This is a genomic window from Nonomuraea lactucae, assembly GCF_003313395.1.
GTDB lineage: Bacteria > Actinomycetota > Actinomycetes > Streptosporangiales > Streptosporangiaceae > Nonomuraea > Nonomuraea lactucae.
Genome location: NZ_QNFZ01000248.1, coordinates 1 through 12352 on the forward strand (window position 1 = coordinate 1; position 12352 = coordinate 12352).

The following is a 12352-nucleotide window of genomic DNA, read 5'->3' on the forward strand; positions in this document are numbered from 1 at the left end:
AGCCCGCCGTCGCCCAGTTGGCGGGCCCCGGCGCTGGGCGCCCCGGGGGCCTCGGCCGGCGCGGCACGCTCCGCTACGCGCTGTCCAAGGCGGGCGGGGCGCTGCTCAGCATCGCGATGGTGATCGTCGGCACGTTCTTCGTGTTCCGGCTGCTGCCCGGCGACCCGGTGCGCAACCTGGCGCAGGGCCGCAACATGACCCCGGCCCAGCTCGACCTCGAACGGCGCCGGCTCGGCCTGGACAAGCCGCTGCTCGACCAGTTCCTCGACTTCGTCGGCCGGACGCTCCGGTTCGACCTGGGCATCTCGTACGAGTACAAGCGGCCCGTGCTCGACCTCATCGGCGAGCGGTTCGGCGCGACGCTGCTGCTCGCCGGTACGGGCCTGGTCATCGCGGTCAGCCTCGGCATCTGGCAGGGCGCGCGGGCGGGCTGGCGGCACGGCTCCCGGTTCGACCGCGTCTCCACCGGGGTCTCGCTGGTGCTCTGGTCGGTGCCGACGTTCTGGCTCGGCCTGCTGCTGATGATGGTGTTCGGCGTCGGCATCGGGCCGATCCCCGCCCTCCTCCCCTTCCGGGGCATCGAGAGCGTGGACGCGCCCGACGGGTTCGCGTACGTCCTGGACGTGGCGCAGCACATGGTGCTGCCGTGCCTCACCCTGGTAGCGGTGATCTACGCCCAGTACCTGCTGGTCATGCGCTCCTCGCTGCTGGACGAGGTCAGCCAGGACTACGTGAACGTGGCGCGCGCCAAGGGCCTGCGCGACGACGAGGTGAGGCGGCGCCACGCGGTGCCGAACGCGCTGCTGCCCACGGTGACGCTGGTCTTCATGCGGATCGGCTTCATCGTCGGCGGGGCCGTCACCGTCGAGTACATCTACACCTGGCCCGGGCTCGGGCAGCTCTTCTACGAGGCGATCAAGGTGCCCGACTTCACGCTCATGCAGGGCACGTTCATGCTCATCACCGTGTCGGTGATCGTCATGAACACGCTGGCCGACGTGGTCTACCACGTCCTCGACCCGAGGGTGAGGTCGGCGTGACCGGCGTGGCCTGGACCCGCAGGCGGCTGGCGCTCGGCCGCTTCTGGGGGAGCTTCCGCCGCGAGCGGGCCGGCCTGGCCGGGCTGGTGACGCTGGTCGTGGCCGTCGTGCTCGCGCTGATCGCGCCGGTGTTCATCGACGAGGGCGTGACCAGCGTGGTGTCCGGCACCGGCGAGCGGTGGGCCGCGCCCAGCCTGGCCGAGCCGTTCGGCACCGACGAGTCGGGCCGGTCCATCCTGCTGATGGTCTGGTGGGGCTCGCGCACGTCGCTGCTCATCGGCTTCCTCGCGGCGCTGGTCAGCATCGTGATCGGCATGGTCGTCGGCATCGCCGCCGGGCACCTGCGCGGGTGGGCCGGGGCGGTGCTCATGCGGATCACCGACTGGTTCCTGGTGCTGCCCTCGCTGGTCACGGCCATGGTGCTGGCGGCCATCCTGGGCGGAAGCACGTTCACCATCATCATGGCCATCGGCGTCACCACCTGGCCGGCGACCGCCCGCCTGATCAGGGCTCAGACGCTGTCGGTCGAGGCCAGGCCGTACATCGAGCGGTCCAGGGCGCTCGGCGGCGGCCACTGGCACATCACGACGCGGCACGTGCTGCCGAACGTGGCGCCGCTGCTGCTGGCCAGCACCACGCTGGAGGTGGCCGGCGCGATCGTCACCGAGTCCACGCTTGCGTTCCTCGGCGTGAGCGCGAACAAGACCTCGTGGGGGACCATGCTGCGCGGCTCGTACGACTACGGCGCGGCTACGCACGGCGCCTGGTGGTACATCATCATCCCCGGCCTGTGCATCCTGGCCGTCGTCATGGCGTTCACGCTCTGCGGCCGGGCCCTGGAGGCCGTGCTCAACCCCCAGCTCAGGAGGGCGGGCGCATGAGCCTGCTGCTACTGGACGACCTGTCCGTGACCTACCGCATCGCCTCGGGCGAGGTGCCGGCCGTACGCGGGGTGTCGCTGGGCCTGGAACCGGGGACGGCGCTCGGGGTCGCGGGGGAGTCGGGATCCGGAAAGTCGACGCTGGCCATGGCAATGCTGCGGCTGCTCCCTCGTGACGCGCGCATCGGCGGCCGGGTCCTGCTCGACGGCGAGGACGTCCTCACCATGAAGTGGGGCCGGCTGCGGGCGGTGCGCTGGGCGGAGGCGTCCATCGTGTTCCAGGGGGCCCAGCACGGGCTCAACCCCGTGCGCAGGATCGGCGACCAGATCGCCGAGCCGCTCGTCGTCCACGGCCGGGCCAGGCCCGAACAGGCGCGCCGGCGCGTCGCCGAACTGCTGGAGCAGGTGGGCCTGCCCGCCTGGCGGGCCCGCGGCTATCCGCACGAACTGTCGGGCGGGCAGCGGCAGCGGGTGATGATCGCGATGGCGCTGGCCTGCTCGCCGCGGCTGATCGTCGCCGACGAGCCGACGACCGCCCTCGACGTGATGGTCCAGGCGCAGGTGCTGACGCTGATCAGGCAGCTCGTCGCGGAGAACGACATCTCGCTCATCATGATCTCGCACGACCTGTCCGTGCTCGCCGACGTGTGCGACCGGCTGGCGGTCATGTACGCCGGCCGCGTGGTCGAGCACGGGCCGTCGCGGGAGGTGTTCCACGACGCGAGGCACCCGTACAGCAGGGCGCTCGCGGCGGCGTTCCCCACGGTGGGCGACCCCGCCTCCCGGCTCGCGCCCAGGGGGCTGGGCGGCGACCCGCCCGACCCCATGCGGCTGCCGGGCGGGTGCTCGTTCCACCCGCGCTGCCCGGTGGCGCTGGACGGGTGCTCGGCCCTGGACGTCGAGCTCTGGCCCGCCGGGGAAGGGCGCGAGGCCGCCTGCGTGCACGCCCGCCCGAAGCTCACCGAGGCGGGCGAGCCCGCCACGACCGCGGGGGAGGCCCCATGACCGAGGTGCGTGAGTCCGTCGCGGGGGACGGCGTCGCGGCGCGTGGGGCCCTGCTGGAGGCGCGCGGGCTGCACGTGGAGTTCGCCTCGCGGGGGCGCCGCGCCCGCGCGGTCGACGGGGTCGATCTCGCGATCGGCGCGGGCGAGATCGTGGCGCTGGTCGGCGAGTCCGGGTGCGGCAAGACGACGCTCGCCCGCACCCTGCTCGGCCTGGAGCGCCCCGCCTCCGGTTCCATCCTGTACGGCGGGACGGCGCTCCACTACCGATCCAGGGCGCTCAGGGCCTACCGGCGGGAGGTGCAGCTCGTCCTGCAGGACCCGATGGGCTCGCTCAACCCCCGCCAGACCGTGTACGAGGCGGTGGCGGAGGGTCCGCGCATCCACAGGCTGGCAGGAGAGCAGGAGGTCGTGGCCTCCGCGCTGGCCAGGGCCGGGTTGCGGCCCCCTGAGCGGTTCTTCCTGCGCTACCCGCACGAGTTGTCAGGCGGCCAGCGCCAGCGCGTGGTCATCGCGGGAGCGCTCGCGCTGGACCCGAAGGTGCTGATCGCCGACGAGCCGGTGGCCTCGCTCGACGCCTCGGTGCGGGGCGAGATCCTCGCGCTGTTGCTCCGGCTCCGCGCCGAGCTGGGCCTGTCCGCGCTGGTCGTCACCCACGACCTCGGGCTGGCCTGGAACATCGCCGACCGGGTGGCGGTCATGTACCTGGGCAGGATCGTCGAGTCGGGGCCGGTCGATCGGGTGCTGACCGAGCCGCGGCACCCGTACACGCAGGCGCTGCTGTCGGTGCTGCCGGAGTCGCCCGAGCGGGTGGTGCTGACCGGCGAGCCGCCGGACCCCACGCGGATCCCGGGCGGCTGCCGCTTCCACGCCCGCTGCCAGGTGCTCGCCTCCGGCCGGGCGGCCGACGCGGGCGTGGACGGCAGGTGCAGGTCGGAGTCGCCGGCGGTGCTGCGGGCGGTTCCGGACGCGCAGGCGGCCTGCCACTACGCGGAGGCCACGGCCTGAGCCAACGGGGTCTCCTGAGTGCGGGGATCACGGACGGTGAGCGGAAGTGGTCGGAGTGCTTCTTGACAGGTCTGTCAGAGGATCGTTTATTGATCCCAGTGACAACGTTGTCGTAAGGCGGCCCCGCCATCCGCGGCCAGGGCGGGGCCGCCGGCGCGAGCCTCTCATCACCCTCTGGAGACGTCTTGTCACGCATACCCTGTTTAGCGGTGATCGCCGCCGCCCTCCTGCTTCCCGTCCCGGCCGTCGCCACCACCTCGGCCCCCGCCCCTGATCTCGCCTCGTACGTCAACCCGTTCCTCGGCACCCAGGACGGCGGCCCCGACTTCGGGCACGGCGGCGGCGCGGGCATGAACTTCCCCGGCGCCGCCCTGCCCTTCGGCATGATGCAGTGGAGCCCGGACACCGTCCGCAGGTCGGGCGGCGGCTACAAGTACGAGGACAACCGGCTCCGCGGCCTGTCCCTCACCCACATCTCCGGTCCCGGATGCACCGGCGCGCAGGACTTCCCCGTCATCCCGATCTCCGGGACGATCGGCCGCTCGCCGGCCACCCACGGCGACGACTACGTCCAGACCTTCCAGCACGCGAACGAGAGCGCGTCCCCCGGTTATTACGGCGTCACGCTCGACTCCGGCGTCAAGGCCGAGACCACCGCGACCACCCGCGCGGGGATCGGCCGGTTCACCGGCCCGGCGGGCAAGCCGCTGACCCTCCTGATCAACGTCACGGGCTCGATCAACGGCGCGGACGACGCCGAAGCGAAGATCAGCGGCAACACCGTCAGCGGGTGGGCCAAGACAGGCGGTTTCTGCGGCACCGAGACCTCTTACTACGTCTACTTCCACGCCACCTTCGACCGGCCGATCCGCGCCTCCGGCACCTGGAAGAACGACTCGGTGGCACCGGGAACCGCCCAGGTGACCGGCCGGTCCGAGGCCAAGGTGCCGGAGGTCATCACCAAGCCGCACGGCCTGGTCGCCACCGTCACCCCACCTCGCGAGAACGGCAAGCCCGGCAAGAACGGCAAGCCCGGCGAGAACGGCAAGCCCGGCGAGAAGGGCCGGGCCACTCCCGTGCCGAGCCCCGGGCCGGAAACGGGCAAGGGAGCCGGTGCCGCGGCCCAGGACGTGATCGTCAAAGGCCCCGGCTCCGGCGTCTACCTGCAGTTCGACCCCGCCACGCCGGTGCAGATGCGGACCGGCCTGTCCTACGTCAGCGTCGACGGGGCCAAGCGGAACCTCCGGCAGGAGATCGGCGCCAGGAGCTTCGACCGCGTCGCCGCGAACGCCCGCGCGACCTGGAACGGGCAGCTCGGCCGGATCCAGGTGAGCGGCGGGGACGACGCGCGCAGGCGCACGTTCTACAGCAACCTCTACCACGCGCTCCTGCAGCCGTACGTCTTCGACGACGTCGACGGAACGTACACCGGCTTCGACTACCGCACGCACCGGGTCAAGCCCGGCCGCCACCACTACGCCACGTTCTCCGGCTGGGACGTCTACCGCGGCGAGATGCAGCTCATCGCGCTCCTGCGCCCGGACGTGGCGAGCGACATCGCCCAGTCCATGTACGACGACGCGCACTCCATCGGCGACGTCTGGGACCGCTGGTCGCACCAGAACACCATCACCGGCGTGATGAACGGCGACCCCTACCACTCCATCATCGCGAGCCTGTACGCCTTCGGCGCCCGCGACTTCGACGCCAGGGCCGCGCTCGCCGCCATGGTCAAGGGGGCGAAACGGGTCGGCGCCGACCCCGCCACCGGCTACGACGAGCGGCCCGGCAACGCCTCCTTCATGAAGAACGGCTACGTGCCCGCCGACCCGTCCACCACGCTCGAGTACGGCATCGCCGACTTCGGCATCGCGCAACTCGCTGAACGGCTGGGCGACACCGCGACGCGCGACGAGTTCATGAAGCGCTCCCAGGCCTGGCAGAACATCTACAACCCGGCCAACGGCTGGATCCAGCCGCGCTTCGGCGACGGCTCGTTCCTGCCCGGCTTCGACCCGGCCAGCCCGAACTGGTACGTCGAGGGCAACGGTGCGCAGTACCACTGGATGGTGCCGCACAACCCGCGTGGCCTGTTCGACGTCATGGGCGGCGACGACAAGGCCCTGGCCCGGCTCGACACGTTCTTCACCGAGCTCAACGCGGGGCCGAACAAGCCCTACGCCTACCTGGGCAACGAGCCCTCGCTGCTGACGCCGTGGCTGTACGCGTGGGGCGGCAGGCCGTACAAGACCCAGGACCTGGTGGCGCGGGCCCGCAAGGAGCTCTTCAAGCCCACACCCGACGGGCTGACCGGGAACGACGACCTCGGCGCGATGGGCGCGTGGTACGTGTGGGCCTCGCTCGGCATGTACCCCGCGGTGCCGGGGCGGGCGGAGCTGATAGTCAACGGCCCGGCGTTCGAGAAGATCACGGTCACCCGGTCGAACGGCAAGGTCATCACCATCGAGGCGCCCGGCGTGTCGGAGCAGAACCGCTACGTGCAGTCGCTGAAGGTCAACGGCGCCCCTTCGGTCAGGGCATGGCTGCCGGAGGGGTTCACCGGCAGGCTGGACTACGCGATGGGACCCCAGCCGGACACCCGGTTCGGCAGCGCGCCGCAGGACGCGCCGCCGAGCTTCCAGGCCGGGGCCAAGCCCTACCTCGTGAGCGTCGAGCCGGGTGGGGCGACGGTCGAGCCGGGCGCCTCGGTCAGCGCGACGGTTCAGGTGCAGGCGGCGGGCAAGGGCGGCACCCTGCAGTGGTCGGCCAGGCCGCCCGCCAGGGTGACGGTCAGCCCGTCCGGCGGCTCCGTCGAGGTGTCCGACAACGGGCTGGCGAAGGTGCAGGTGACCGTTTCGGTCGCGGCCGGGGCCGCGACCGCGTTCACGTCGGTGCCGTTCGAGGTGGCCGGGGTGAGCGCGGGGATCAGGCTCAACGTGGCCAGGAAGGGCACGATCGAGTGGTATCACAACAACGCGGGCATCGGTGACGACACCGAGGCGGGTACGGCCAACTTCGACGGCAGCGGCTGGAGCTACTCCGCTCAGGCCCTCGCCGCCGCCGGTGCCAGGCCGGGCGCCTCGCTGACGTGGAAGGGCCACACCTTCGCCTGGCCCGCCCGTAAGCCGGGCGAATGGGACAACGTCCAGGCGACAGGGCAGACGATCGACCTGGCCGGGGCGCCCAGGGGAGCCGGAACGCTCGCCCTGCTCGGTGCGGGGGCCAGTGGCGACACACAGCCGAAGGCGACGATCACCTACACCGACGGCACCACTCAGGAGACCACTGTCGGGTTCAGCGACTGGGCCCTGGGAGCGGACGCCTATCCGCCGAGGTTCGGCAACGAGATCGTGCTGAAGACGCCGTACCGGCTGGGCGCGGGCGGTGGCAAGCAGCAGATCAACGTGTACGTCTTCGCAGCCGCGCCGATCCAGCTCGATACGGCCAAGCAGGTCAAGAGCCTGACCCTGGCGACCCCCACCGGCCGGGCGACGGCGCACGTCTTCGCGTGGTCCTTCGGGTCCTGACGCACGAGCTGCCGGGGTCCCCTCGCCTCGCGAGAGGATCCCGGCACGCTCACCTGCGATCAGGACGATCAGGACGATCAGGGACGGAAGGCGTCGGCGTGCTCGGTCGCCCACTCGGCGAAGGACCGGGCGGGCCGGCCGGTGACCCGCTCGACCGTGGGCACCACGGTGTAGCCGACCTCGGGCGTGTTGCCGAGCGCCTCGATGAGGAACTCGATGGTCTCCTCACCCATCCCGTGGCTCTTCCACTGGACCCGCGCCTCCTGCTCGGTCAGCTCGACGAACGTGATGTCCGTGCCGACCGCCTCACCCAGGATGCGCACCTTCTCCGAGGTCGTGATCGCCTGCGGGCCCGTCAGCGTGTAGGACCGCCCGCCGTGACCGCTCTCGGTGAGCACCACGGCCGCCACCGCGGCGATGTCCTTCTCGTGCACCATGGCGCTCAGCCTGCCGCCGAACGGCTCCTTGACCACGCCCGCGTGCTTGACCGACTGGGCCCACCACTGGAGCGTGTTGGACATGAACTCGACCGGGTGGAGCAGCGTCCACTCGAGCTCGGTGGCGGCCAGCGCCTGCTCAAGCGGCCCGTCGGCCCGCCCGCCGAGCACGGTGACCCGCCGCACCCCGGCCTTGACGGCCAGCTCCACGAGCCTGTCGCCGTGCGGCAGGGGAGCGTAGTCGTCGCCCGCGAAGTTGATGAAGTGGACGGCGGTGACGCCGTCGAAGGCCGCGCCGAGGCTGTCGGGGTCGGCGAGGTCGCCGGCCACGACCTCGACGCCCTCGGGCATGACCGCCTTGCCGGGGTCGCGCGTCAGGGCGCGGACCTGGTGCCCGGCCGCGATGAGCTCGTCCACGACGTGGCGGCCGACGGTTCCGGTGGCACCGGTGACGAGGATCGTCATGACAGGCTCCCTCAAAGGGTCGGAACGGAACGTTCGATTCCTATGGTATCAGAACGGAACGCTTCATTCCACATTATGAGGGCGCGAGACGCCCTGACTCGGAAAGCCTCGGCTCAGAAGGCGCTGATCGTGGCCGGTGCCCGCTCGGTCCGGCTCAACGTGCGGATGACCGCCGTCGCGCCGTGGCGATGCACGGCCAGCCGCGCCAGCAGCTCGACCACCGGATCCACGACCGAGGGCGGCAGCTCGGGCGTCGCCACGCCCACGCTGGCGGCCAGGTCGTCGGAGTGGACGACCAGCTCCATGACACGGGTCAGCAGGAAGTCGTCCAGCCGCAGCGACCAGCCTGACGGCAGGTGGACGGCCTTGTCGCCGGGCTGGGCGGGCAGTGCGGCCCGCTGGCGGCCGAGCAGTTCGGCGGTCCTGGCGGCCAGTGCGACGGGTCCACCCGCGGCGGCCTGGTCGCCGCTGCGCCTGATCGTCACGTTGCTCTCGTGATCGAGGCCCGCCTGCACCCACGGCGACCTCGAATAGTGCTCCAGCAGCTCCACGGGCTCCTCGCCGGCGCCGTCCTGGGCGTCGAACACGCCGTCCACCCGTACGACCTGGTGGGCCAGGTGCCCGGCCAGGCCCGCCACGCTGAACTCGGTCAGCGCGCTCGGCTTGTCCCAGGCCGCCGCCACGGACGGATGGTGCAGCAGCGCGACCGCCGACTCAGCCGCCGCCAGATAGGCCCGCCTGATCTCCCCCATGAACGACTTTCCCCCTGACTGGCCTGACTAGGTGGTGACTCGGGCCAACACTATCCCCCCGGACATTCGGGGCGCGGGTCACGGCTGGAGGGCCTCCGGGGTGAGCGAGCCGAGGTCGGGCACGACCAGCCAGGCCAGCGAGAGCGCGTCGGGGGGCGGGCTTGCCGCGCGCGACCTCCTCGGTGGAGACCGTGGCGGCGAAGCAGTCCTCCAGCCCGGCGGCGTCGGGCGGCGGCCGGACGCCGAGCTCGTGCAGGTAGGCAGCCCACTCCTGGGTGCTCATGCCCATGAGCCGGGACTGGGTGTCGGACTTCCAGGTGCTGGTTTGTCCGCATTGCCGGATAAAGAGGCTTCCTTTTGACCGTGTCCGTACCGGAAGCCGGGCATGCAGTCGAGCATGGCCAACCTTCCATTCCGCGAACCAGGTGATGACCCGTTCCAAGAGCGCGACGACTTCGAGGACGCCGACCGCGGATTCATCGCCAAGCTCAGCCCGGCAGTGGTCAGGACCGCCGAAGGCAGGGTCGTCTGGGACAACGACTCCTACGCGTTCCTCCAGGAGGAGTGCCCGCGCACCGCGCATCCCGCCCTGTGGCGGCTGGGACAGCTCTGCGCCAGGCAGGGGCTGTACGAGGTGACCGACGGCGTCTACCAGGTGCGCGGGCTCGACCTGTCGAACATGACCCTCGTCGAGGGCGACACAGGCGTCATCGTCATCGACCCGCTCATCTCGGTCGAGTGCGCCGGGGCGGCGCTCGCCCTGTACCGGGACAACCGCGGCGACAGGCCCGTGACCGGCGTGGTGTACACGCACTCCCACGTGGACCACTTCGGCGGCGTGCGCGGCGTCACCGATGGCGGCGTGCCGATCCTGGCGCCCGCCGGGTTCATGGAGCACGCGGTCACCGAGCACGTCTACGCCGGCCCGGCGATCACCCGCCGGGCCGTCTACATGTACGGCCAGGCGCTCGAACGCTCGCCGCGCGGCCAGATCGGCGCCGGCCTCGGCATGGCCACCTCGACGGGCACGGTCTCGCTCATCCCGCCCACGGTCTGCGTCAGCCGTACCGGCCAGGAGGAGGCCGTGGACGGGGTGCGGATCGTGTTCCAGCTCACCCCGGGCACCGAGGCGCCGGCGGAGATGAACTTCCTCTTCCCCGACCGCCGCGCGCTCTGCCTGGCCGAGAACGCCACCCGCAACCAGCACACCCTGCTGCCCCTTCGCGGCTCGGCGGTGCGCGACGCCCGCGGCTGGGCCCGCTACCTGACCGAGGCCATCACGCTCTTCGCCGGCCGCGCCGACGTCGCCTTCGCCTCCCACCACTGGCCCACGTGGGGCACGGACGAGGTCGTGCGGTTCCTGTCGCAGCAGCGCGACCTGTACGCCTACCTGCACGACCAGACGTTGCGCCTGATGAACAAGGGCCTCACCGGCCCCGAGATCGCCGAGGCCATCCGGATGCCGCCGCGCCTGGAGGGAGCCTGGCACACCCGCGGCCACCACGGCTCCGTCGGCCACAACGTCAGGGCCATCTACCAGCGTTACCTGGGCTGGTTCGACGGCAACCCGGCGCACCTGTGGGAGCACCCGCCGCGTGAGAGCGCAGCCCGCTACGTGTCGTGCCTCGGTGGCGGCGCGGCCGTGGTCGCCCTGGCCACGGACTACATCGCCGCCGACGACCTGCGTTTCGCCGCTCAGCTGCTCAACCACGCCGTCTTCGCCGACGAGGGCAACAAGGAGGCCCGCGACCTGCTCGCCGAGGTCTACACCCGGCTCGGGTACGGCGCGGAGAACGGCACGTGGCGCAACTTCTACCTGACGGGCGCGAGGGAGCTGGCCGACGGCATAGTGCCCGCCGTCACGGCCACCGCCTGCCCCGACCTGGCGACGGCGCTCAGCGTGGACCAGATCTTCGACTCGATCGCCATCCGCGTCCACGGCCCCAAGGCGTGGAACGAGAGCCTGTCCATCGACTGGGACCTCACCGACGTGGGGACGCGATACCGTACGACGCTGTCCAACGGGGCGTTCGTGCACCAGCCCGACCCGCCGGACGAGCCCGTGGACCTGACGCTCCGGCTCACCAAGGCGCAGCTCATCGGGCTGCTCGCGGGCAAGGGGGTGGAGGGGGTCGAACGCGAGGGGAGCATCGGGGTGCTGCAGCGGCTGGTGGCCGTCCTCGACGACCCGAGGCCCGACTTCCCCATCGTCACTCCCTGACGGCCGACGCGGGGGATCACTTGGGCAGGCCCGCGACCACCGCCGTGCCGCCGCCGGGCGCGGAGCCCACGGACAGCGTGCCGCCGAGCGCCTCGACCCGTTGGCGCATGGCGCGCAGCTCGTGCCCGACGGTCGTGTACGGGTCGAAGCCCCGGCCGTCGTCGAACACGTCCAGCATGATCAGGTCGTCGAGGTAGGTGAGCCGCACCCGGGCGTGGCTCGCCCCGGAGTGCCTGCCGATGTTGCCCAGTGCCCCGCGCGCGACGCGGAGCAGTGCCACGTCGTGGGTGGGCGGCAGCTCCACGGGCGTCCCCGCGACGCCGAACCGCACCGGGATCGAGGTGCGCGCCGCCGTCTCGTCGCTGAGCCTGCGCACGGCCTCCACCAGCGACGACCGTCGCAGGGCGGTGACCTCGGCGGGCCGCTGCCGCGCCACGCCCTCCCGCCGGGCCGGTCGGCGGGCAACCCGCTTCCACCCCGCCCGCTCCGGCCACCCCCCGCTCTCGGACGATCCCGCCCGTTCCGGCCATGCCGTGGGCGTGGACGGTTCCGCGGTCCGTTCGAGTCGCGCGGCCCCCGGACCGCTCCCCGGCGCGAAACCTGGACGGCTTCCCGCCGTGGCGCCGGGAGCGCGATCCCGCGACCGTGCGTCCCCGGCGTCGCCGGACGGCGGGAGCCTCAGCGCGGCCAGGGTGACGACCACCGCCCCGGCCAGCGGACCGAACACCAGCAGGCCCGAGAGCTCACCCGCGTGCCGGGTCACCGCCACGATGAACAGGCAGGTGAGCAGGGTCATCCCGAACATCCCCGCCCACAGCGGCAGCGCGAGCAGCCAGACGAACGCCAGCGGCGCCGCCAGCCCGGCGAACCACGCCGAGGCCATCGACAGCACCGCCCAGCCCGCCGTAACGAGGCCGAACCACATCACGGGCAGCCACCCCGTCACGCGGGGCGGCCCGGCGGCGCGCCCGCCCGTGGCCTCGGTCGTCCCGGCGGCACCGCCCACGACCTTGGCCGCCCC

9 protein-coding genes are annotated in these 12352 nt (G+C 72.1%); 6 read left to right on the forward strand and 3 right to left on the reverse strand.

Annotated features, from left to right (window positions below; translation table 11 throughout):
• The first annotated feature begins 17 nt into the window (after positions 1 to 17).
• The 5 genes from DQW85_RS15570 to DQW85_RS15590 all read left to right on the forward strand — a co-directional run bounded on the left by DQW85_RS15570 (position 18) and on the right by DQW85_RS15590 (position 7456).
• Complete coding sequence (locus DQW85_RS15570) at positions 18 to 1040, forward strand: ABC transporter permease (protein WP_113701033.1); 1023 nt, start codon at positions 18 to 20, stop codon at positions 1038 to 1040.
• The gene (locus DQW85_RS15575) at positions 1037 to 1921 is read left to right on the forward strand and encodes an ABC transporter permease (RefSeq protein WP_113701027.1); all 885 of its coding nucleotides are present in this window, start codon (positions 1037 to 1039) and stop codon (positions 1919 to 1921) included. Before DQW85_RS15570 ends, DQW85_RS15575 begins: the two co-directional genes overlap by 4 nt.
• Positions 1918 to 2925 carry an ABC transporter ATP-binding protein gene (locus DQW85_RS15580; RefSeq protein WP_113701028.1) on the forward strand — a complete coding sequence of 336 codons (1008 nt, stop codon included), beginning with the start codon at positions 1918 to 1920 and terminating at the stop codon, positions 2923 to 2925. Before DQW85_RS15575 ends, DQW85_RS15580 begins: the two co-directional genes overlap by 4 nt.
• A complete protein-coding gene (locus tag DQW85_RS15585; RefSeq protein ID WP_113701029.1) occupies positions 2922 to 3929 on the forward strand; it encodes an ABC transporter ATP-binding protein in 1008 nt (335 codons plus the stop codon). The genes DQW85_RS15580 and DQW85_RS15585 overlap by 4 nt, the downstream gene beginning before the upstream one ends.
• 209 nt (positions 3930 to 4138) lie before the next feature.
• Positions 4139 to 7456 (forward strand): GH92 family glycosyl hydrolase, encoded by a 3318-nt coding sequence (locus DQW85_RS15590; protein WP_205315154.1) that lies wholly within the window; start codon positions 4139 to 4141, stop codon positions 7454 to 7456.
• A 77-nt stretch (positions 7457 to 7533) separates the two neighbouring features.
• Here the strand turns inward: DQW85_RS15590 and DQW85_RS15595 are convergent, their stop codons facing one another.
• Positions 7534 to 8358 (reverse strand): NAD(P)H-binding protein, encoded by an 825-nt coding sequence (locus DQW85_RS15595; protein WP_113701030.1) that lies wholly within the window; start codon positions 8356 to 8358, stop codon positions 7534 to 7536.
• A 113-nt stretch (positions 8359 to 8471) separates the two neighbouring features.
• On the reverse strand, positions 8472 to 9110 hold the full coding sequence (locus DQW85_RS15600) for a maleylpyruvate isomerase N-terminal domain-containing protein (protein ID WP_113701031.1): 639 nt from the start codon (positions 9108 to 9110) through the stop codon (positions 8472 to 8474).
• Positions 9111 to 9507: 397 nt separating this feature from the next.
• Between DQW85_RS15600 and DQW85_RS15610 the strand changes: the two genes are divergently transcribed.
• Entirely contained in the window at positions 9508 to 11331 is a 1824-nt protein-coding gene (locus DQW85_RS15610) for an alkyl/aryl-sulfatase (protein WP_113701035.1), read from the forward strand.
• Between the two features lie 16 nt (positions 11332 to 11347).
• Here the strand turns inward: DQW85_RS15610 and DQW85_RS15615 are convergent.
• On the reverse strand, positions 11348 to 12352 hold a 1005-nt coding region (locus DQW85_RS15615), incomplete at its 5' end, for a sensor histidine kinase (protein WP_338043389.1).